At 42.8% G+C, this 24,956-nt stretch carries 11 protein-coding genes; 6 read left to right on the top strand and 5 right to left on the bottom strand.

The features are described from left to right. Positions 1-7: 7 nt before the first annotated feature. The 3 genes from M1P97_RS09775 to M1P97_RS09785 all read left to right on the top strand — a co-directional run bounded on the left by M1P97_RS09775 (position 8) and on the right by M1P97_RS09785 (position 7,136). A complete protein-coding gene (locus M1P97_RS09775; protein WP_249388965.1) occupies positions 8-3,106 on the top strand; it encodes a SusC/RagA family TonB-linked outer membrane protein in 3,099 nt (1,032 codons plus the stop codon). 21 nt (positions 3,107-3,127) lie between these two features. Then, positions 3,128-4,705 (top strand): RagB/SusD family nutrient uptake outer membrane protein, encoded by a 1,578-nt coding sequence (locus M1P97_RS09780; protein WP_195370378.1) that lies wholly within the window; start codon positions 3,128-3,130, stop codon positions 4,703-4,705. An 88-nt stretch (positions 4,706-4,793) separates the two neighbouring features. Further along, positions 4,794-7,136: an alpha-galactosidase gene (locus M1P97_RS09785; RefSeq protein ID WP_249388966.1), complete on the top strand. Its 2,343-nt coding sequence runs from the start codon at positions 4,794-4,796 to the stop codon at positions 7,134-7,136. Positions 7,137-7,168: 32 nt separating this feature from the next. Here M1P97_RS09785 and M1P97_RS09790 read toward each other — a convergent pair whose 3' ends face one another. The 5 genes from M1P97_RS09790 to M1P97_RS09810 all read right to left on the bottom strand — a co-directional run bounded on the left by M1P97_RS09790 (position 7,169) and on the right by M1P97_RS09810 (position 18,581). Continuing rightward, the gene (locus M1P97_RS09790; RefSeq protein WP_394803894.1) at positions 7,169-11,173 is read right to left on the bottom strand and encodes a hybrid sensor histidine kinase/response regulator transcription factor; all 4,005 of its coding nucleotides are present in this window, start codon (positions 11,171-11,173) and stop codon (positions 7,169-7,171) included. Positions 11,174-11,299: 126 nt separating this feature from the next. Next, the gene (locus M1P97_RS09795; protein WP_195370375.1) at positions 11,300-11,899 is read right to left on the bottom strand and encodes an FKBP-type peptidyl-prolyl cis-trans isomerase; all 600 of its coding nucleotides are present in this window, start codon (positions 11,897-11,899) and stop codon (positions 11,300-11,302) included. Between the two features lie 4 nt (positions 11,900-11,903). Beyond that, on the bottom strand, positions 11,904-13,448 hold the full coding sequence (locus M1P97_RS09800; protein WP_195370374.1) for a glycine--tRNA ligase: 1,545 nt from the start codon (positions 13,446-13,448) through the stop codon (positions 11,904-11,906). A gap of 154 nt (positions 13,449-13,602) precedes the next feature. Continuing rightward, positions 13,603-15,267: a SusD/RagB family nutrient-binding outer membrane lipoprotein gene (locus M1P97_RS09805; RefSeq protein WP_195370373.1), complete on the bottom strand. Its 1,665-nt coding sequence runs from the start codon at positions 15,265-15,267 to the stop codon at positions 13,603-13,605. A gap of 23 nt (positions 15,268-15,290) precedes the next feature. Beyond that, positions 15,291-18,581, bottom strand: a complete 3,291-nt coding sequence (locus tag M1P97_RS09810) for a SusC/RagA family TonB-linked outer membrane protein (RefSeq protein WP_195370372.1) — start codon at positions 18,579-18,581, stop codon at positions 15,291-15,293. A gap of 575 nt (positions 18,582-19,156) precedes the next feature. On the opposite strand from M1P97_RS09810, the gene M1P97_RS09815 reads away from it, so the two are divergent. The 3 genes from M1P97_RS09815 (at position 19,157) to M1P97_RS09825 (ending at position 24,833) form a co-directional block, all read left to right on the top strand. Beyond that, the gene (locus M1P97_RS09815; RefSeq protein WP_195370371.1) at positions 19,157-19,711 is read left to right on the top strand and encodes an NAD(P)H-dependent oxidoreductase; all 555 of its coding nucleotides are present in this window, start codon (positions 19,157-19,159) and stop codon (positions 19,709-19,711) included. 337 nt (positions 19,712-20,048) lie between these two features. Further along, positions 20,049-21,485, top strand: coding sequence for a Gfo/Idh/MocA family oxidoreductase (locus M1P97_RS09820; RefSeq protein ID WP_195370370.1), 1,437 nt, complete (start codon positions 20,049-20,051; stop codon positions 21,483-21,485). Positions 21,486-21,662: 177 nt separating this feature from the next. Next, a complete protein-coding gene (locus tag M1P97_RS09825) occupies positions 21,663-24,833 on the top strand; it encodes a GH92 family glycosyl hydrolase (protein WP_249388967.1) in 3,171 nt (1,056 codons plus the stop codon). Positions 24,834-24,956: the final 123 nt, after the last annotated feature.

Below are 24,956 nucleotides of genomic sequence, written 5' to 3' on the forward strand. Positions count from 1 at the left end.
ATCAATTATGAAACAGATCAAGCTTTTTAGTATTTTGATGATGCTTGTATTATGTTGCGGTACCGTTTTCGCGCAAAACATAACAATTACAGGTACGATCACCGACGCTAAAACGTCGGAGTCGCTCCCGGGAGCGAGCGTTGTTCTCAAGGGAACAACGCAAGGGACTATATCGGATATGGATGGGAAATATTCTTTGACTGCATCGCCCGGCGCTACGTTGGTGATCAGTTATATAGGATATGACACGAAAGAAGTGAAAGTAGGTAACCAGTCGGTTATCAACGTATCGCTTTCGGAAGATTCACAATCGATCGATGAAGTAGTTATCGTTGGTGCTTCCATGAAGAAAAGCGACCTGACAGGTGCTATTGCACATGTGGATTCCAAAGTGTTGGAAGAAAGACCGGTAACAACTGTCAATGAAGCTCTTCAGGGACGTGTAGCCGGTGTTTTGATCACCAAAGGAACTCGTCCGGGTGACGATTCAAGTATCAAGATCCGTGGTGTGAATACGATCAATTCCGGTTCAGACCCGATCTACGTTGTCGACGGTTTGGTTATGGGTAACGGTTACGGTGGTTTTAACGCCATCAACGTGAACGATGTGGCTTCTGTTCAGGTGTTGAAAGATGCTTCTGCTACAGCCCTTTACGGATCACGTGGTGCTAACGGTGTTGTTCTTATCACGACCAAGAAAGGTAAAATCGGTGAGGGACGTGTTACTTACGACGGTTGGGTTGGTTTCTCAAAAATTACCCAGCGTCCGAAGACAATGGATGCACAGCAGTTGTTTGATTTGCGTATAGATGCTTTTGCCAATGGTTATATGCATGATAATCCAACTGCAAACCGTCAGGATTATATAAACAGTACATTGATGAATACCAATACGGCTTTCTCTGATGATGAGTTTGCAACTTATCGCGCAGGTAAGAGCTATAACTGGTTGGATGAAGTAATCAGCAACGGTTTCCAGCAGAACCATTCCGTAAGTTTCTCTAATGCAACAGAAAAGAACAATATTTATATTAGCTTCGACTATGCTAATATCGACGGATTGATCGGAGATTCAAAAGAAAAAAAATATTCCGGTCGTATTAATGCGGAGACTATGATTAAACCGTGGTTAAAGATTGGAACAAACTCTTCTTTTTCTCGTACGGAAAATAATTTACCGACAGATGATGTGTACGATAAAGCGTTGAATGCAAACCCATTATTGAACCCGGAACCGTTCCGTGACCCTTCAACTCGTTATACATGGGACTATTTGACACTGTACTATCGTGTGCACAATGAAGGAAATAACAATGATTATAACCCGTTCAACTCACAGGAAGTAGCTCGTGAACGTGCCCGTAATCGTTTCCTTTCTTCCAATTACATCAATATCAACCCGATTGAGGGATTGAATATTCGTTCAACATTTGCACTGGACGTTTCTTCACAGACTTGGTTCGAATATACACCTTCTTATATTCAGGAAGCAATCCGCCACTATAATGGGGATGCACGAGCAAAACATGAAAGATGGTCACAGTTGAACTGGCAGTGGGATAATACAATCACATACGACAAGACAGTCAACAAACACCGTATGAATTTCCTGTTTGGTACAAGTACAACCAAAAACACAGAAAATTATACCAAAGCACAAGGTGATCGTTTTGCCAGTGACGATTTGCTGTGGAATGACCTGAAAGGTGCTGCTGCTAACGATAAGAAAGAACTCGATTCTGATTTTAAGGCAAATACCCTTGTGTCTGTTTTAGGTAGAGTGAATTACAACTATGACATGCGTTACTATTTGACGGCTACAGCCCGTTATGACGGTTCTTCTAAATTTGCAAAAGGTCACCGTTGGGGTATCCTGCCTTCTTTCTCTGCTGCATGGGATATTACGAATGAAGCATTCATGGAAGACCAGACTATTTTAGACCGTTTGAAATTCCGCGTTGGTTATGGTGTGGTTGGTAACCAGGATATCGAAAACTATGCCTACCGGACATTGTATTTCTCTTCTGTCAGTAACGGAGAGGCTTCTTATGCTACCAGCGGTTTGAGAGGTACACCGGCTATTACTTGGGAGAAACAGAAACAGACCAATATCGGTCTTGACATGGCATTTCTGAATGATCGTTTGAATGTTTCTTTGGATGGGTTCTTTATCAAGAACGATAACCTGTTAATGAAGCACTCTTTGCCGCTGACTTCCGGTTATAGCGAAACATGGGAAAATATCGGTTCTGTAAAGAATAACGGTTTTGAAGTAACAGTCAATGCAACTCCGGTACAGACAAAAGACTTTACATGGAATGTGAATGCTAATATCTCTTTTGATAAGAACGAGGTATCCAAATTGTATGGCGAAGTAAAAGAGATCCTGAATGCGAAAGATGACCTGCGTGAAAAGAATATCTTCCTGGGTGAATCTTTGAATAACATTTATACTTATAAGACAGGCGGTATCGCTAACGAATCGAACCGCAGTGAATGGGAAAATCTTGACTTTAATGGTAAGCATGTAAGCCTGGGTGACCTGTTCCCGCAAGATGTATCCGGTCCTGACGGTGTTCCTGACGGTGTAATCGATCAGCTTGACCGTGTCGTTGTAGGCAAACAGGATCCGAAGTTCTATGGTGGATTTGCTACGGATTTAAACTATAAAGGCATTACATTGAATGCTGTATTCAACTATTCTTACGGAGCAAAGAAGATCAGTTCATACTATGAAGGTTTGATCAACAGTACAGGTACAAGTATGGCTTCTTCAGATCTGTTGGATCGCTGGACACCCGAAAATACCGGTGCTTCCGTTCCGCGTGTGATTGCCAATACGACCAGCGGTTATAACCGTTATAATCCGTCTGATATGGATTATACGATTCAGAATGCATCCTATCTGCGTTTGTCTACCCTGACATTGGCTTATTCATTCCCGAAACCGTTGTTGAGCCAGATCAAAGTGGAAAACCTGCGTGTTTACTTTACCGCATCCAACCTGTTCTGTGCAACCAAATACAAAGGATTCGATCCAGAGACAGGCGATTACGGATATCCTCCGACAAAGATGTATGTATTTGGTTTGAACTTTAGTTTTTAATGATTTAAAAGGATTACAAGTATGAAAAAGAGATATAATTTGATCGGATTGCTGGCTTTGGCATTTACTGTCGGGATCACCACGTCTTGTTCCGATTTCCTGACACAGGAAAACAAGAAAGCACTGACGGAAGAACAAATCTATTCGGAAGTAGAGTTTATAGAACTGAATCTGAAAGGTATTTATAATACTTGGCGCGATAATACCCGTCAGGATGAGCGTGCCTGTTTTCTGATGATGGGTTCTGATGAGATACAGCGTGGTGCACTTCAGCATAAAGGGGGTGGACAAGGGGCGGCTCTCGACCGTTATGACGCTAACCTGAACTCGCTCCATGAAAAGGTGAGAGACCAGTGGAACAAACGTTTCCCTGTAGTTACTGCTGCAGCTAAGATCATTCGGGCATTGGATGTGCCTGATTTGGCGGAAGGCTCAAAAGAAGCAGAACTTTTGGGTGAAGCTGCTTTCATTCGTGGTTTTGTAGATTATGAACTGGCAATGTATTGGGGTGAAATACCTATCATCGACCTGAACAAACTGGAAGAGACCGGGTATGGCCGCCAACCTTTGACCGATGTCTGGCAGTTTATTATCAACGATCTGGAAAAAGCTGCTAAATATGCACCGAAAAACAATACTGCCGGACGTGCAACTTCGGGTGCTGGTTATACCATGCTTGGTAAGGCTTATATGTCGGCTCCGACGGAAACCGGTTTGCGTGATTTCAGCAAGGCGAAAGAATGTTTCGAGAAAGTAATGGGGATGGGTTATTCATTGGTGAACTATGCCGACCTATGGAATTACGAGAAGCCGAATACGGCAGAATCTATCTATGAATTCCAGTTTAACAATAATCCGAACCGTAACCAGATCCAGTTTCAGATCGGTTCGCGTGTAGCACAGAACTGGTGGACTGATGGTTGTTACTTTGCCGGTTACGACAATGTTGTTGTCACTGAATATGGATATGAAACCGTAGAAAACGGTGGTATCTGGGAAGATGGCGACGAACGTAAGGAAGAAAGCATACGTTACGACTTTACGTATAACGGAGAAGTGCCGAACCTGGAATGTGTTGCCTGGGAAGATTTGGGCGAAGACCATGACGAACTGAAGCCGCATGTAAAGAAATATGAAGACTACCGTACCGACCAGCATTCAGGTCTGGGTATTAATAATATGTGGAACTCCGGTAAGAATATTCCGGCTCTTCGTTATGCAGATGTATTGTTAAGTTATGCAGAGTGTCTGAATGAATTGGGACAGACCTCACAGGCTGTGGAAAAAGTAAACGAAGTACGTAACCGTGCCTGGAACTTTAGCATTCCGGCTGATAAACGATGGGATACAGGCATGTCGCAGGATAATTTCCGTATCAAAATACTGGATGAACGTATGCGTGAGTTCCTGGGAGAAAACTGGCGTCGTGCCGATCTGATCCGTACAGGTAAGTTTGTTGAATATATCAAGGCACGCAACAAATGGGCGAAACGTTCCGGAACGATTCAAGATTTCAACGTTCGTTATCCGATACCCAACGTAGAGATCGAACAGAATCCGGATATGACTGCCGATGATCAGAATCCTGGTTACAGATAATATAGAAAGGCAAAAGGATTGTAGAAGAAAAACACCGGGGAAGGTATGTCTTTGCCCGGTGTTTTAGTTAATGACCAAAAAAGATATCATGAAGATTTTTTCAATAAGAAACTACTTATTAATAGGTATTGTCAGCCTTCTGTTTGGGACAAAGGCTTTTGCAAGCGAACAGCAAGTGATTACTTCCGGTGACTGGAAGATCGTTTATAATGAAGGAACAAAGACATGCGACTTTATCCATAAGGAAAAGACCATACTGGCAGGTGTTTTTGTTCAGGCGAAAGATAAAGATCTGCTATTGTGCAGTTCAGAATATGCCGCACCGACTTTTTTTGAAGAAACGGTTGATGATGCTTTCGGTGCCGGACATAAATATACGTTTACTTATGCCGCACAGGGTGAAAAGCCTTCTCTGCAGCAATCGTTTTATTTCTATCCGGATAAAAATTACTTCCTGACGGAAGCGTATATTGTATCAGAGACGACAATGTCAAGTAATTATATTGCTCCGGTTGTTACTGAGACTGCCAGTTCTTTCCTGAACGCCAATTCTTCCAACCGTGTTTTATCCGTCCCGTTCGATAATGATGCCTGGATCGGTTATTCTGCGCTTGCCTTGTCGGTAGACTCTGTCTCATTCGAGGTTACTTCTATCTATTCGGGTGATACACGCGAAGGGCTGGTGATTGGTTCTGTAGAACATGACACCTGGAAAACAGGAATACGTTATTCTACTTCCGGTAACCAGAAGGTGAACCGCTTGGAATGCTTTGGCGGGATAAGCCACCGTATTACCCATGATATCGATGCTGAGGGTTCGAAACCCCACGGCAGTATTTCCGGTACGAAACTGAAATCTCCGAAAATTCTGGTCGGAATGTTTGATGACTGGCGCAAAGGACTTGAGACGTACGGCGAAGCGAATGCGCTGGTTGCTCCTCCCCGTAAATGGGCGAAAGGAAATGTCTTTGGCTGGAATAGTTGGGGAGCAATGGCTGATAAACTGAATTTTACCGGTGTCCTCGATGTCTCCGATTATATCAGTACGAACCTGCAACCGAATCATTTTAATAATGACGGTACAGCCTATGTGATCCTCGACTCATACTGGGATAATCTAACTGACGACCAGTTGAAAACCTTTGCTAAACAATGTGTCGATAACGGGCAGGTTCCAGGCATTTATTGGGCACCTTTCTCTGATTGGGGTGAAAATGGCAGCCGCACGATGGAAGGCAGCAAATACAGATACGGAGAGGCTTACCTGTATGTGAACGGAAAGCCTAAAAAGATTGCTTCCAGGGCTTTGGATCCGACACATCCCGGAACCCGTGAACGGATGAGCTATTTCATCAACCGTTTTAAGGAACTGGGCTATAAATACATCAAGTTTGACTTTCTGAACAATGCGATCCTTGAAGCGGACTCTTATTATGATAAGAATGTTACGACCGGTGTACAGGCGTATAACAGCGGAATGAAGTATCTGACAGAGCTGTGTGGGGATGATATGTTTATGGCTTTATCCATTGCTCCTGCTTTCCCGGCGCAATACGGGAACTCTCGTCGTATCAGTTGCGATGCTTGGGGAGCGAAAGAAGATACCGAATATGTAATGAACGGGCTTTCTTATGGCTGGTGGCTCGATAGAGTTTATCACTTTAATGATGCCGATCACTTGGTACTTCATAAAGATGCTTATAGCGAAGATGAGAACCGTATGCGCATCACTTCCGGAGTTATTACCGGGACATATATTCTGGGTGATAATTTCAGCCAAAAAGGTACTTGTGTCGGTGACTTCGCTGCCCGTCAGAAGGCAGAGAAGTTTGCGACGAATGCCGATGTGAATGATATAGCCCGTATCGGTAAATCTTTTTATCCGGTAGAGGGCGCGAAAGCCTCAGGTAAGAATAGTTGGGGAAGGAATCGGGGGGAACGTCTCTTTATGCTGGATACGGATGATTATACGTATGTGGCTGCATTTAATTATAATGCCCAGTCGGTATCGGAGGATATAAAGCTGTCCCGGTTGGGAATTACTTCTTCCGATGTGAAAGGTATCAAAGAGTTGTGGACCGGTCAGGATGTGTCATTGAAAGGGGAGGAAATACCTTTCTCTTTACCTGATTGTGGCGTGAAGTTATATAGAATAGATAAGAAAGGTGGAGGAACGGGGCTGTCCGATCTTACTACACCAGATAAAAAAGTAATCGGCTGGGTAAAGGACGATCATTTGTTTATACAGACGGAAAAAGAATTGAAAAAGATTCTTATCTACTCGACGCAGGGAACGTTACTGAAACAGTTTCCTGCTTTATCTCCGCAAACCAGCTATGACGTCAATATTGCCGATCTGTCAAAAGGCGTATTTTTTGTCCGGACAATTTCCTCTTTTCAGGATATTGAATGTTTGAAGTTAATAAAATAGTACTCAGACAGAGGTCGCCAAATCCTTTGGAATCAAGGATTCGGCGGCTGATTCTGTTTTTCGAAGTCTTTAGGAGTACATCCGAACTGTTTCTGAAATATTTTACTAAAATAAGAAGGGGAGTTAATGCCGACCAGATAGCAGATTTCTCCTATTCTGTATTTGCCGTCGAGCATTAATTCTGCGGCCTTTTTCAGGCGGATCAGACGGATAAAATCATTGGGTGACAGTCCGGATAAAACCTTTATTTTGCGTAACAGGCTGGAACGGCTCAGGGAAAGTTTTTCTGCGAGTTTCTCAACACCGAAGTTTTCATCTGTGATGTTTTCGTGGATAATGGCAATAATACGATCCATGAATTCTTTATCGGCCTTATTCATTTGTATATTATTGACCGGAAAGAACGGGCGTTTAGAAAAAGCCTCACGTTCTTTTTGCCGGTTATTCAGCAATGAAGAAATCTGTGTTGCCAGATAATTGAATGAGAAAGGCTTTTCTACGTAAGCTTCGGCTCCCAGGCGCAGGCCGTTGATCTTACTGTCGAGATCATTCTTAGCCGTCAGGAAAATGACCGGAATATGACAGAGCTCAATGTTCGCTTTCATTTCTTTACATAGTTCGAGACCGTTCATGACAGGCATCATGATATCGCTAACAACAATATCGACAGGATGTTCGCTCAGGATCTCCAAGGCTACTTTTCCGTTTGGAGCAGTTTCGGTAATAAAAAACTCTTGTAATTTTTCAGCAAGAAATGAACGCATGGTATCATTATCTTCTACAAGCAAAAGGGTATAATTCCGGCCTTCAATATGAATATTAGTATCCTCTTCGGAGAAAATGAACTCTTCCTGAAGAGCGGAACTCTCCTGTTGTCTGACTTTTTCCTGAGTAAGAGGTAGAGTCAATATAAATGAATTGTCGATTGCTTCCGTATCCAATGAGAGATTGCCCGAATGGAGCATAGCCAATGAGCGAGCTAACGGTAGACCGATACCGGTTCCGGTAGATGTTTTTTCTTTTTTGTTGATCTGATAGAATGGTTCAAATATCTGCTGACTGAGTTCGGCTGGTATCCGGTTTCCATCATTGGTGATACGGATACTGAAGGTGGTTTCCGCCTGTTGTAGTTCGACCTTGATTTTATGAGCTGAATATTTAAGGGCATTGTTTAGCAGGTTACTCAATATTTTAGTAACAGCCTCCTGGTCGATGGCGGCTATGACCTCTTTATCGGGGATGGTGATAGACAGTTCCTTTTTCTGCTGTACCATAGTCGGTTCGAAGCGTAGGATCGTATCTTTGAGTAAGGTTCCGACATTTACCCAAATGAAGTCCATTTTAAATTTATTGGCATCGATTTTCCGGAAGTCCAGTAATTGACTTGCCAGTTCGAGCAAGCGTTTCGTGTTTTGGGCAATTACATTCAGGTTGCGTTTGATTTTGCTGTCCTGAATATCCATTTCCAGAATTGTCTCCAATGGACTATTGATCAGAGTTAAAGGGGTACGTATTTCGTGGGCGATTTGTGTAAAAAATTCCACTTTTACTTCATAAAGCTCTTTTTCTTTGGCTATTTCGAAAAGCTTTTGCTTTTCTTCCATCTGCCGTTCCTTACGTTGTTTGTACCAACGAAACCATCCATATATTAGGCACAATATCAGTATCGTATAGATAATGTAGGCCCAGACAGATAGCCACCAAGGAGGAAGGATCGTGATGTGGAGCGAAGTTGTCGACTGGGCGTTTGCTAACTCTTCCTGTGTTCCTTTTACATGGAATATAAATTCCCCCGGGGGGAGTTTGGCGTAGGATATATTTTGATTGCTATTCGCTTTTATCCAGTTGTTGTCCAGTGGCTCCATTTTGTAAAAGCATTCTTTGTTGCGAGTAGATGAATAAGAAGGTATAGCTACATCAAAGCTGATGTTTGACAGGTCGTAGGGTAATACAATCCGGTTAGTATGCAGGATACTTTTACTTAGAGGTGAATTGGGCGTATGAACAGTTATTTCTTTATTATATATGCTGAATTTAGTGATATAAATCGGAGGAATAAAGTCATTTTGTTCGTCATCGTCAGGGTTGAAGGCGATTAATCCGTCAATCGTTCCGAAATAGAACTTTCCATCGCTTGCTTTTAGCCCTGAATTGTAATTAAATTGGTTTCCGATTAGTCCATCTTGAGTTGTAAATATACGAATATCTCCGGTCTCTGGTTTGAATTTTACAAGTCCTTTATTCGTTCCAAACCATAAATTATGATTTTTATCTTCCAGTATCTTATAAGCTACATCATCAGGTAAGCCTTGTTCTTTGGAGAATGTGGTGAAGTTATCCTCCTTTTCGTTATATCGGCAGATACCACCTCGGTCGGTAGAGAGCCATATCTGTCCTTTACTGTCTTCCATGGAGGAACTGACGGAGTTTGAGCTCAGGCTGGTTGAATCTTTCGGTTCATGATTGTACTTTTTAAAAGAATGGTCATTCGGAGTAAATTTCCATATCCCGCTCCCCATGGAGGCGATCCATATCCGGCCCTTACTATCTTCCATGATGTGAAAGATCCAGTCGAGGCCTACTTCGTTGATTTTCTTGAAATCCAGCGTACCGGGCTTTGCCAGGTATAATCCCCAGCCGTTTCCCAGCCAGGTTTGGCCTTTACTGTCGACTAAAAGAGCGTAAACGCTTTCTTCATCGATGTTCAGGCTTTTGGGACTGTAATGCTTTATCGATTGTGTGGATAAGTCGATGATGTCAAAGCCCTGTTTGAACAGGCCACAGTACAGCTGATTGTTGTGCGTGGTCATGGAATGGGTCATCAGGTGGTTCTTTCGTTCGGCTGCCGGATATTGCAGTTGCTTAACTTCTCCGGTTTCCGGATCCAGTATATTAATACCATTATCTTCCGTACCGATCCAGATCTTTCCGTCCGGAACTTCTACGATTTCTCGGATACGTCGGGTGTTCAGGGAACTTTCCGAACTTGACGGAACATATTTTTCAAATAAAAGCTGATGATTCGGTAAATAGTTGACACCTCCGAATTTAGTTCCAAGCCAGATGCCTTCTTCCCGGTCTTTATGAATACAGAAAATAATATTGTCGGATAAACTATACGAGTGCATCAGGTCTTCCTGCAGATGAGTCACTTTCTCATGACTCTCGTCAATGATGAACAAGCCGGCGTGAGAGCAGACCCAAAGTTTTTTCTGGTCGAAGCAAGCGACATCGCGTAATACGGTATAATGTACACCTGGTGCTTTTACTGTTTGCAAGACATTCGTATCTGGGTTGTATTTCTTTAATTCGCCGTCATGAATGGCCAGGGCGATCCAGTCACCATATTCACACATGGCGAAGATATATTGATTCATCAGCGTGTTATTATCCTTGTCGGTATGATATTGAGCGAATGAGTCTGTTTTTGGATCATAGCGGAAAAGGCCTACACCCACAGTGCCGATCCATACTTCTCCATTTTCTCTGACACAGATTGCACTGGGACTTTCCCGTTTGATATTATCTTTATTGGTAATTGCGTAGTAGTATAACTTATTGTCTTTATAACGAAAAACTCCCTGATCGGGAATAAGTACCCAGATGTTTCCTGAATGATCGGAGATGATTTTAGCAACCCAGTTCCCCATCTGTTCTCCATTTTCTGTTTTTAAGTCTATGAAAGTGAACAGATCGTATATTGGATCGTAGATATAAACACCTCTATCGGTACCTACCCAAAGTTTTTTATTTTCATCTTCGAAAAGAGCAGAAATGTTGTGGTCTCCTTTGCCGGCAATATAGTCATCACAGTTGATGGTTTGGATGGAGGTGCCGTCATAACGGTTCAATCCGTTTTTGGTTCCAAACCACATAAAGCCATAACTATCCTGCAATATGACTTTTACCTGGCTTTCCGATAGGCCGTCTTTACTTGAAATATGCGAAAAGTAATAGTTGAATGGCTTTCTGTTGGTTGCATCAAGCTGTAGCAGACAGAAAAACATTAGCAAGTATAGATAGTGGATTCTTCTCATAAAGACGGTTTTAAGGTGTTGCGTATTAAAAGGTTAATCGGATTTTGATTGTGAAATGTAAAAGGAGATGTGTCAAAAAACTATTGCTGACTTTTGACGCAACTCCTTTTTATTGTATAATAACGATTAAGTAGTGCCTGCCACTTCAGCAGTCCGTTCCATTACTTCAATTTCAAAAACTAAAGTAGAGTATGCAGGAATTGTAACATTTCCGGCATTGTCTTTCCGGTCGCTTGTTCCGTAAGCTAATCCATAAGGAATCCATACTTCCCATTTATCACCTACAACCATGTTTTGCAAAGCAATTGTCCAGCCTGTTATCGGTGCAGAATAGCCGTTAGGATTGTTATATTGATTGTAGTTTGCCGAATAGGAACTTACTGCAAATTTAGCAGGTGCCCCATCTTCAAACTCGCATTTATCGAAATAATCAGCGGAGGTACTGTTGGCCAGCCAACCTCTGTAATAAACAGTAACGCGGCTGTTAAAGTAGATTGCCGGACCATCACCATTTTTTAGCTTTTTAGCGTAAACAAAACCGTCTCCATTACCAGTTATTTTTACTTGTATGTAATCCGGATCATTGGCTTTTGCCTGGAAAGCTTGTTCATTTTCCAACTTATATGCCTCGACAAGTGCATCATCATTATTATCGTCATCTTTACAGGAGGTAAAAACAGCCGATATACAAAAAATCATCAACGCGATTTGCAGGTACTTCTTCATGTACTTATTCAATTATCTTTTTTAATAACGTCTTCATACTTACCTTTTCAGAGATAATGTCGTGCAACTTGTCGATGCTTACACGTTCCTGTTCCATCGTGTCGCGGAAGCGGATTGTTACGCAATTATCTTTCAAAGTATCATGGTCAACTGTAATACAGTACGGGGTTCCAATAGCATCCTGACGACGGTAACGTTTACCGATAGAATCTTTTTCATCATACTGGCAACGGAAATCGAATTTCAGCATGTTGATGATTTCTTCTGCCTTTTCAGGAAGACCGTCTTTCTTTACCAGTGGCAATACGGCCAGTTTGATAGGAGCCAGGGCTGCCGGTAATTTTAATACCACACGGGTTTCGCCGTTTTCAAGTGTTTCTTCGCAATATGAACCGGCCATAACGCTCAGGAACACACGGTCAACACCGATAGATGTCTCGATAACATACGGAGTATAGCTTTTATTTAGTTCCGGATCGAAATATTGCATTTTCTTACCGGAGAATTTTTCGTGCTGGCTCAGGTCGAAGTCCGTACGGCTATGGATACCTTCCACTTCCTTAAAACCGAATGGCATTTCGAATTCGATATCTGTTGCTGCATTAGCATAGTGTGCCAGTTTCTCGTGATCGTGGTAACGATATTTCTTTTCACCTAATCCCATAGCCTTGTGCCAGCTCAGACGAGTCTTTTTCCACATATTGAACCATTCCATTTCTTCACCCGGACGAACAAAGAACTGCATTTCCATCTGTTCGAATTCACGCATACGGAAAATGAACTGACGGGCAACGATCTCGTTACGGAATGCTTTACCGATCTGGGCGATACCGAAAGGAATTTTCATACGGCCTGTCTTCTGTACATTCAGGAAGTTTACGAAAATTCCCTGTGCCGTTTCGGGACGGAGGTATATTTTAGAAGCACCATCGGCTGTAGAGCCCATTTCCGTAGAGAACATCAAGTTGAACTGGCGTACTTCCGTCCAGTTGCGTGTTCCTGATATCGGACAGGCTATTTCGCAATCGATGATGATCTGGCGGAGATCTTCGAAGTTAGAATCGTTCAGTGCTTTTGCAAAACGGGTATGTATCTCGTCGCGTTTGGCCTGATTTTCCAATACACGGCCGTTGGTGGCACGGAATTGAACTTCATCGAATGCTTCACCAAATTTTTTAGCTGCCTTATCTACTTCTTTCTGTATCTTTTCGTCGATCTTAGCCAGGTGATCTTCGATCAGAACATCTGCGCGGTAACGCTTTTTTGAATCCTTATTGTCGATCAAAGGGTCGTTGAATGCGTCCACATGACCGGATGCTTTCCAGATAGTCGGGTGCATAAAAATAGCGGAGTCAATACCTACTACATTTTCGTGAAGTAGGGTCATGCTGTCCCACCAGTATTTCTTTATATTGTTTTTCAGCTCTACGCCATACTGTCCGTAATCATACACTGCTCCTAAACCATCATATATTTCCGAAGATGGAAATACAAATCCGTATTCTTTACAGTGTGAAACTAATTTCTTGAAAACATCTTCTTGTGCCATAAGTATATGTAATTATTATCAACCTGCAAAGTAAATGATTTTTTCTGTAAGTTACAGCATTTCCAGCGGCTTATTAGTTAATACATATAAAGAAGGGTGACCATCCCGGTCACCCTTCACCATCAATAATTATGTTGAATATTTAGTTCTGGGTTTATTCTTTATCCCACCAGATACGACCGAACTCGCTGTCCAGACGACCGAAGTTCGATTCTTTCTGCATGTCTTCAAGGCGTTTTACCTGATTGGCATAGTTGGCAGAACCGTCGGCAGGCATAGTGAACTTTTTACGGCGCGGTACTTGCTGCAATTCTCCGTATACATTGATCGGTTCCCAGGTAACCAATGTAGATGTAGTGCTCGGATAGTTGGTGCGTTTGTACATGGCCCATGATTCACTGTTATTCTTGAAATGTTCTACCCAAGTCTGGCAGTAGATCTGCTCTTTAGCCATGGAACTGTTCCATGCGATACCATCCTGTTTCAGGAATGCTTCGATTTCTGCTTCTGTGACAGCTTCGTAATCGTTGATTTTGCAGTAGTCGGCAATTTTGCTCCATTGTCTCAGAGAGGCTTTTACTCCTTCTTCATACCATTCCTGAGCTGTTTTGCTGTTGGCTACGCCGTCCAGCGTAAATTCGGAAGCCATGAAACAGAAGTCTGCGTATGTCACTAAAGGAATCCAGCCACCGGCACTACCATTGTCTTGTGCACCTTTCCACAAACGAGTTTGAGGTCTGTTCATCGGACGCATGTCGATATCGTCCAGATAACGGGATGTGCGGCAGGAATCGGTAGCCCATTTGTCGTAACTTACACTACCACCGGCCCACCGGCCTAAATGAGTCGGGATGATTTGCGCAGGAGTTGTTGTCTCTTTGGCATTGAATGCGGCTACATTTTCCGGAGTCAAATTATTGATTTGGAAAAACAGGCGTTTTCTTGGGTCATTATATTTCAGTAAGTAAGCCATGAAAGCAGAAGAAGCGCGGTCCATGTCAATGACAGAGTGCCAGTCGCCTAGGGTTGTCCAGTAGTTATCGAAATAGAGGATAAAGCTATCGTCGATGCTGCTGAAAATGTTGCCGGAAGATAATACTTCCTGTGCAATGGCTTTTGCCTCTTCAGGTTTCTGTTTTAACAATCTCAAAGCGATACGCAGACGAACGGCATTAGCCGCTTTTGCCCATTTGTTCATGTCGCCGCTATAAGCCAGGTCATAATTCTTGAAAGTCACCTGGTTGGTGGATGTCGACAGTTTATTGGCCGCCTCTTTCAATTCCTGGTTCCAGATCGTGAACAACTCTTCCTGAGTTTGAAAAGCTGGTTCAAGAATTTCCACGTTACCGTTGCGGGTTCCCCAGCCATCGGTATACACCAAAGAACCGTACACGTCGGATGCTTGGATACCTTTTGTAATCAGGAGGATACGGGCTACTTCGGTTAAGTCGCTGTAAGCGGCTTCCTGTTCCGGCATATTGGTCTTGACATAATAGGGTATATGACGGGCATATTTGCCGGCATTTACATAGTTGCTGTATAACGATCCGGAAAAACCGGCGCATTCGGTGAAGTTCGTGGTGCTATATCCCCAGATTCCGGCGCAATACTGCATCCATCTCAAGCGGCAGGCATATGAGTCCGACCATGTTTCTCCGGCATTACACATTACATTTTCAATCTGATAGAGGAATACTTCCGGATCAACTTCATATACCGTATCTGGATTCTTATTGATTTCAACGAAGTCGGCATCGCAGGAGCTTAATGCAGCCATGGAAGCTAACGCTCCGAGAATATAATATTTAATTTTTTTCATTTTACTTGATTATATAAAGGTGATTAGAATGAAACATTAACACTGAAACCAATGTTGCGTGAGAATACGGCACCACCGCTTTCCATATATTCAGAGCTGTAAGATGTGTTCAAACCTTCCGGGTGGATATTGTCCGGCAGACTGTTATACAGGAATCCTAAGTTACGGGCCATTAAGCCGATACTTGCATTCTGGATGTAGGCTTTGTTCACCCATTTTTTCGGCAATTGCCAGTGTACGGAAACTTCGCGCAATGCGATCCATGAACATTTGTGGATACCTTCTTCACGGATACCTCCGGACCAACTGTACACGTTGTCATAATATTTGTAAGCAGATAACGGGTCGACCAATCCTTGATCGTAGGCATACTGATAGCTCTTACCGGAAACATCTACCCCTTTGATTTCCGTACCAGGGATAAATACGCCTTCCGGAATTATACCGTCATTGACCACTCTTCCGTCACTCAATGTACGAGGTAAACCGCCGTATTGTGTGTCACGGCCTGCCAATGAAGATTTAACGTTACCCGAATTCATACCATAATAATAACTTGCCGAGAAGACATCTCCGCCGAAACGAGCGTCGATGACAGCATTCAACGTAATGCCTTTCCAGCTTACGGAAGTATTGGCTCCCCATAAGAATTTAGGCTGCAAAGAGCCGATTTTCTCACTTTTATTTGAACGGGGATAAGAACCGTCTGCGTTCAACAGCTTTTCACCATTTTCGTTGCGTGTGTAGGCATAAGAAGTGTAGATATCGCCGTAAGCACCGCCAACGGTAGCCCATGCCTGTGTATCTGTACCACCTCCTACTAATTGGTATTTTTCAACGCCTTCAAACAGAGAAATGATCTTGTTTCTGTTGCGCGTCAGGTTGAAAGACAAATCCCAGCGCCAGTCTTTCGTTTCGATCGGAGTACCGGTAATCAATAATTCGATACCTTTGTTCTGGATGTCTCCGGCATTGATCCAACGTTTTGAAACACCGGATTCGGATGCGATCGGCAATGCCAGGATCTGGTTCTTTGTATTGGTCTTATACCATGCAAAGTCGAAGCCGAGACGGTTTTTAAAGAAACGCATATCCAAACCGATTTCGATGGAGTGTTGTTTCTCCGGTTTCAAATTTAAGTTCGGTAATTCGTCTTTGTCGAATTTGTAATAAGGATAAGTACCACCGTTGAGTTGGTTGTCGAATGTGTTGTCGAATGCATAATAACCCGTACCGGTTGTCAGATAAGGAGCACAGTCGTTACCTACGATAGCATAGGAAGCTCTCAGTTTACCGAAAGAGATAAATTCAGGTATCGCATCGCGTAAACCTTCGGCAAACAACCAGGAAGCACCTACCGACGGGTAGAAGTAAGAAGTGTGTCCTGTTCCGTTTTCGTAGATCAATGCAGACGACCAGTCGTTACGTCCTGTTATATCCAGGAAATAAACGCCTTTATAATCCATATTGGCAAAAGCGTAGATGGAGTTGATGCGTTTTCTGTCAGTATTATATCTGACTTCGGTTGTCGCTTTATTAACGGAGTTTGTCATATCGAACAAACCTGGAACACGCAAGCCATTTTCCGAGTTGGTTTTGTGGTATCCCCTTTTGGTATCCCACTGTTCTACTGCCACGCTACCGCTGATATTGAAATCATCGAAAGAATGGTTGGCAGTCAACATACCGGTAATTTTGTACTGGTCTTTCTTGTTTTCATGGATTTTGTATGCCGCACCGTCGTATTTGCTGGCACCTGTAGCCATTACTTTTGATTCGTTGGTTGTATATAGCTTGTAAATATCGCCTTTCACTTTTAATGACAACCAATCCAATAGTTTAAGATCCAGATTCAGGAAAGCACGTACACTCATTTCGTCCTGTGTATAGATGTTTTCCAGATAGTCGTAGATCGTTTTGGAATAACCATACGGATCCAGTGAGTTATAACCGTCGCCGGCCGGACTGATATAGTTTTTGTTGTTCAACCAGTAATCTGTATCATATTCGCGGGCGATGCTGTACATGAAGTCATAGATCGGAGAGCCTGAACCTCCCTGCCTTGTCGGGTTCTGGGCGGTCGATTCGATATAGGAAAATCCGCCTTCTGCTTTCAAGCGGGAACTGATATCGTGGGATGCGTTTAAACTGAATGAATTACGCTTGAATTCGTTGTTGAAAGTCAACCCCTCTGATTGCAGGTTTGAATAGGAGAAACGGAATGCACTTTTTTCGGAACCACCTTGTAAAGCAACGTTGGTGTTCATGTAGTGTCCGGTCTGATAAAGATTTTTCAAGTTGTTGTCTTTGGCGGAATAGATCATTTCCTGGCCATCCACATAGAACGGTTTGCCGTCGAAACGAGGACCGAAGCTACGGCCGGCAGAAGTGTAGCGGTTTTCACTGCCATCGTCATTCAGTGCCCATACGGGGGAAGAACCGGAACCGAATTCGTTTTGTAAATCCGGTGTCGCATAGATGTTTTCCCATTGCTGTGTATGTGAAACGGAAACTCCTATACCTTCACCTTTACGACCTTTTTTGGTAGTGATCAGGATCACACCGTTGGAAGCACGCGAACCGTACAAAGCGGTTGCGGCAGCACCTTTCAATACAGACATCGATTCGAAGTCATCGGCATTCAGGTTCTTCAGGTCATTACCCCAGTCTTGTCCTGCCCCTGTTTTTGTTACTTCATTGTCGATGATAATACCGTCGATAACGAAAATCGGCTGGTTGTTACCTCCCAAGGAAGTGTTACCACGGATGATGATACGTTGTGAAGATTGCGGACCGGAGTTACCCATGTTGATCTGTACACCGGCAACTTTACCTTGCAAACCGTTAATCGGGTTAGGAGAGTTTACTTTGGCGATTTCATCTCCTTTCAGTTCGGTCATGGCATAACCCAATGATTTTTTGTCACGCGACATACCCAAGGCGGTTACTACAACTTCATCCAATGCCTGTGAGTCTTCTTCCAGAAATACTTTTAGCGTTGTTTGGCCGGTGTAAGCAATTTCTTTCGTTTTGTATCCTACGAAAGAGATTTGTAACACTTGACCTCTTTTGACATCGTTTAGCGTAAATTTGCCATCAATGTCGGTCATGATTCCACTTGTGGTTCCTTTAATAACGATTGAAGCTCCAATAACCGGTCCCATTGAATCTTCTACGATTCCGGTTATTTTCCCGTTTTGTTGGGAAATGTTCACACTTTGCTTGTCGGGTAACACGTCTGCATAGACTCCAAAAGGAGATACTAATGCACCGGCAAGCAAAATCAAGCTCGGAAATTTTAATCTTTTAGACATAAGCGTTTGATTTATAAGTGAAAAATAGATGTGTGTATATTTGTTTTAGCATATTTAAAGTTGTTGTAGTTCTAGTAGAACTATGGAATTCTATCAAAATGACAGCAGTTTGCAATAGCCAAAATAGGCTAAATCAATTTTAAATTCGTTAATAAGAGGGGAGCATATGCTAAAAGAGTTAATTTTGTAACAAATTAGTTGTAATTGGTTTATTGTTCAAGGAGATCAAAAGTATGAATGTTAACTTAGAATCTGTTCTTAACAGAAATTACGAATGAGTTCTACTAGAACAATATCATTTTTTTAATTATCAAAAAGTAACTATATATTTGTGGATCACTGATTTGTATTTAATTTTAATCAACGGTATATGAAAAAGTATGTGTGTATATTTATGTTAAATCAATGATCCGTCTCTAATTCTTTCTCTTTTCAAAAATCAATTATCTGGGAGTGATTGTTATTTAATCAAAAACGAAAATCTGACTCTTAATTTTTTATCAGTGATTTATGAATTTGTTTATATTTGTAAAATAATAATCAATCAGCACTTTTACACTATAAAATACAATATTATGAATGACGGTTCGAAAAAAGTAGTGATTCTTTTGGCTCATCCTAACTTGAAAGAGTCACAGGCAAACAAGGCATTGGCAGATGCGGTACAAGATATAGATGGTGTAATGCTCTATGATTTATATGAATACCGGGATCAATCTTTTGATGTAAATGTGTGGAGCACTATTATTTCTGATGCCTCTATGGTTATTTTCCAGTTTCCTTTCCACTGGATGTCTGCTCCCTCTCTTTTAAAAAGGTGGTTGGATGAAGTCTTCACTTCGTTGGCGAAGACACCTGCCGTAGCCGGTAAACCGTTGCAGATCGTCACGACAACTGGGTCTGAGTATGCAGCTTACCGTAGTGGTGGACGGAATTGTTTTACAATGGATGAACTTTTGCGTCCTTATCAGGGATGTGCGATACATGCCGGGATGGTCTGGAATACACCGCTGGTTGTCTATGGAATGGGTAGTGGGGATGCTTCCAGAAATATAGCGGCAGGAGCTGAAGCTTATAAGCAGAGGATTGAAGAGGCATTAAATAGCCATACAACGCAGAATATCTGGTAATTACTATGTGATGTGAGTTGATTTACTATATGTAGTAAACAGATTCGGTTTCCAAACTAATCGCTTGTTGATAATTATCGGCAAACCTGCGGACAATTGTGTGCAAGCCTGTCGACAATTATCAACAAGCCTGCTCATAATTATCGACAGGCAAAAACAAAAAGAAGAATCGGCCTTACTATGCGGATAAAATTATTCTATGATAACAATATTATTGGATTAATTTAAGAATTTTCTTCTATAAACCCTTTCATATCAACAAAAAATATCTATTTTTGCATAGTTGATGTTTTTGATGTTTGCGCAAACAGACTTAATTTATCTAATATAAAATACCATGAGATCAGAAGACATTTCACGCCGCTCGTTTCTGAAGCGGGCATTGGCTCTTTCTGCAGCTACGGCTATCCCGTCGTTTTGGATACCTTCAAAGGCTAATGCCTTTCCTGGCGTACCTTTCGTTAGTCCTAACGAAAAAGTAAATATTGCGTTTATTGGCATTGGTAACCGGGGAGGTGAGATTGCCAAGGAGTTGTATAAAACAGGTTTATGTAATGTGGTAGCTCTTTGCGATGTGGATATGGGAGCTAAGCATACGCAAGAACTTATATCTATGTTCCCGAAAGCTCAACGCTTCCAGGATTTCCGCCAGATGTTCGATAAGATGGCAGATAAGATAGATGCTGTTACGGTGGGGGTTCCAGACCATGCCCATTTCCCTATAACCATCGAAGCTATGGCTCATGGCAAACATGTATATGTTGAAAAACCGATGGCCCGTACTTTCCATGAAGTGGAGTTGATGATGAAAGGCGAAAAGAAATACGGTGTCGTTACACAGATGGGTAATCAGGGACACTCCGAAGCAAATTACTTCCAGTTCAAAGCCTGGAAAGAGGCCGGATTGATCAAGGATGTAACTGCCATCACAGCTCATATGAACTCTCCGCGCCGTTGGCACGGATGGAATCCGAACATCAAGCATATGCCGATGGGTGAACCGGTTCCGGAAACATTGGATTGGGATACCTGGTTGGGCGTAGTGCAGCATCATGATTATAATCATGATTATCATATGGGACAGTGGCGTTGTTGGTATGATTTCGGTATGGGGGCGCTGGGAGACTGGGGAGCACATATTCTGGATACGGCTCACGAGTTCCTGGATTTGGGCTTGCCTTCCGAAGTAAATCCGTTATATCTGAAAGACCATAATCCATTTTTCTATCCGATGTCGTCTACCATTCTGTTTAAATTCCCCGAAAGGAATAATATGCCGGCTGTAGATGTTACCTGGTATGATGGTTTGGATAATATTCCGGCAGTTCCGGAGAACTTCGGCTCATCTGATGTCGATCCGAATATTCCGACCGTTGCCGGTGGTAAACTGCAATTGATGAAACTGAATCCAGGTAAGGAAATCTATTCAAAGACACTTACATTTAAGGGTGGTTCTCATGGTAGTACACTGTCTGTTATTCCGGATCAGATTGCAAAAGATATGAATCCGAAACTGCCGGAATATGAAAAAAGTCCGTCTAACCATTACGAAAACTTCTTGTTGGCTTGCCAGGGTAAAGAAAAGACCCGTTCGCCGTTCTCCATTGCTGGTCCGTTAAGCCAGGTGTTCTGCCTGGGTGTTCTGGCTCAGCATTTGAATCGTAAACTGGTTTTCGATCGTGATACAAAAGAAATTGTAAACGACTCTTTCGCTAATCAAATGCTGGTGGGACAACCGCCGCGTAAAGGTTGGGAAGAGTATTATAATGTATAACAAAAAACTGATAGAATAGAAAAAAGCACTACATGAGTAGTGCTTTTTTTGTGCCCTATAATCTGTAGATGACAGAATAATTCTATTCAATAAAATCAGTGAATAGTATAATGATCGGCTGGATAAGGTGCCATATATTTGTATTTTCTGAAAAAGAACTCATTAATTAAGAAGACCATGAGAAGTATATGTCTGATTTTCATTCTTATCTTTTGTTCCTTGAAACTCTTTGCTACCGATAAAGTGTTGTTCGAAATAGGCCGACAGGACAATTCCGCAGCGGAGTTTGCCCTCTATCCGGATAATTACAAAAGTTTTCTGGCGAATTTCGGGGGAGAGAAATCCTTTTATGTAGGATATTCTACTCCTGAAAAACATTGGCCGTATGTTTTGCCGGGTCCATTGGATAGCTGGGCTGGCGGTGGATACTGGGCCGGATTTCATCCGAGACATTTCCCTTCTGTCTATTTCAATCTGGACAAAGCGGCCGGGAAAGGGGAATGTTCTCTTACTTTCTTTTTTACCGGAGCGCATAACAGTAAACCGATTAAAATACGGGTCGAGGTCAACGGCCATCGGTTCGAAGAAGAACTGAACGGGGAGAGTGCTGCGGAGTTTCTGGAAAATAAAGGAACAGGAAAAGCGAAAGAGGTACATATACAATTCCCTTCTTCATGGCTTACTTCCGGTATGAATAAGATCCAGCTGGGGACCATTAAAGGCACATGGGTTATTTTCGATTGTATCCGGTTGGAAACACCGGCCTCTGTACAACTGGGGAAAGCGTCTTCTTCGTTGATACGTTCCGTTAAATCGGCACCGTTTGAATATCAGAAAGAGAACGGAGAACGTATGCAGCCGGTTCTGGTAGATATGAATCAGTTTGATGCACCCAAAAAGCTGACTTTCACGGTTGAAGGATGTGCTCCGGTATCACGAACGATTGAGGTGGGGGAAAGTATCCAGGAGATATTGATGCCGGCCGCACAGGTAAAAAGCAAACAAGAAAAGCTGCAATTTACAATCCGGGATGGCAAAGATGTTATTTATAAAGGTGAAGTGATCCGTAGTTCACAACCGCTGCATTCTTATTCGGATGATGTAGACTTGCTGATGGGCACGGGGAATTCCCGTTGGATGTTCAAACCCGGGCCAAGTCTCCCTTTAAGCATGGTGCAGATCGCTCCCGATAACCAGGACGAGATATGGAAAGCCGGATATGAATATACTATAGAAAATATCATGGGCTTCAACCATTTCAGCGATTGGACGATGACTGGTTTCCTGATGCAACCGACCTGTGGTGAACTGAAAGTCAATCCCGGCAGGGAAGATTTTCCTGATGAAGGCTATCGTTCCCGGATTGACAAATCATCGGAAAAGGCTGAGATAGGTAAATATTCCGTTTATATGACGGATACGAAGATACAAGCGGATATAACGGCAACCCGCCGTGCAGCTTTGCAGCGATATATTTTCCCTGCCAGGGAAGACGCCCGTATTTTGATAGATATGTTTACGCCTAACGAGTACCCGCATAATTTGGTCAATGCCTGTGTAACGAAAGTCAGCGATACGGAAATAGAAGGTTATGCTACTTATTATAATGCATTTACCGGATATACATTGGAACAGAGTTATACATTGTATTTCGTTCTCCAGTTCAGCAAACCTTTCGACTCGATGGGCGGATGGGTGAACGAAGGCGTTCAGCCGGTAACCGGTTATATCCCCGGATGGAACAGGAATCACGAGTTTGAAACCCCTGCGGAAATCAAGCAGAATATCACCAGGATAGAAGGCAAAGGTGATGTCGGTATATTTCTGAATTATAAGACGAAAGAGAATGAAGAAATCTTAGTCCGTTCCGGTGTTTCTCTGGTAGATATGGCAGGGGCACGGAATAACCTGAAACAGGAACTGGTTGATCCTTTTGGATGGGATTTTGAGAAAGTAGTGAACAATGCCCGTGCCGTCTGGGATGAATACCTGGGAAGAATAGCGATTGAAACGGATGATTATCTGCAAAAGAAGAAGTTCTATACCAACCTTTACCGTGCGTTAGCAGCCAAAGCAACCTGGAGCGATGTCGATGGACGTTTTATGGATGAAGATGAAAGGATCAGGCAGTTGGAGAAACCGGACGATTGTATCGTGAGCGGTGAATATTGGAATACATTCTGGAATAATCAACAGTTATTCAATCTGATGGCTCCGGAAATATCCGGCAAGTGGGCACGTTCGGCTATTCAGCTTTATCAGAATAGCGGGTGGTTCAATACGGATCCTGCCGGGATAGAACATACCGGTGTGATGGTTGCCATGCATCCGATCTCCCAGATACTGGGAGCCTGGCAAAGCGGTATACGTGACTTTGACTTGAATATTGCATATGACGGTCTGAAAAAGATGATGACAACACCTCCTCAGAAGTATGAAGGTGGTGGAACTGTCGGAGTTGAGAACCTGGTTCCTTATATGAAGTATGGATATATTCCCGCAGGGAAAGGAACTGTCTCTAATACAATGGAGTATGCTTACGACGACTGGTGTCTGGGACAGATGGCTAAAGTATTGGGAAAGACCGATGACTTTAAACTGTTTGATGAACGTTCGAATAATTGGTCTAATTTGTTTGATCCGAAGTCCGGATTTATACGTCCTAAAGACGAACACGGTAACTGGGTAGAGCCTTTCGATCCGTATCATACACCCGGGTTTACCGAAGGAAATGCCTTCAATTATTCCTGGTTCGTTCCCCATAATCCGGATAAATTGATCGGTATGGTCGGTAAAGACCGTTTTATAAGCCGTTTGGATAAAGCGATGGAGCAGTCGGCGCATGCCAATTTTAATGCGGCAGGCGATAACTTTTCCGCTTTCCCTATCAACCACGGAAATGAAACATCTATGGAAGTTGCCTACCTATTTAACTGGGCAGGTGCTCCCTGGCTGACGCAAAAATGGATACGGGCGATACAGGAGCAGTATTACGGAACAACCCCTTACGACGCTTATCCGGGGGATGAGGATCTGGGACAGATGAGTAGCTGGTTTGTCATGAGTGCTCTCGGTTTGTTTCAGATGGATGGCGGATGCTCTGAAAAGCCATACTATGAATTGGCTTCTCCGCGCTATCCCAAAATCACGATCCGGCTGGATGGAAAATATAACCGCGGCGAGACTTTTGTGATAGAAGCTCCCGGCGCATCCAAAGAGAATAAATATATTCAATCGGTTACCTTGAACGGTAAACCGGTAAATGGTTTCCGGATTCCGCAAGAAGAGGTATTGAAAGGAGGAAAGATGGTGATTGAAATGGGAAAAGAAAGCAAAGTCGTTTTATAATCTTTATATCGTCACTGGCGGTTATGACTTCATTCACATACTTAAACCGAATGCAGAAGATGCAGAGAAACGCAGACTTGTTTTATGAATAATCAATATAGTCTGCATTTTTCTGCACTTTAT

The organism is Parabacteroides leei (assembly GCF_023369805.1).
In the GTDB taxonomy this organism is placed as follows: Bacteria; Bacteroidota; Bacteroidia; order Bacteroidales; family Tannerellaceae; genus Parabacteroides; species Parabacteroides leei.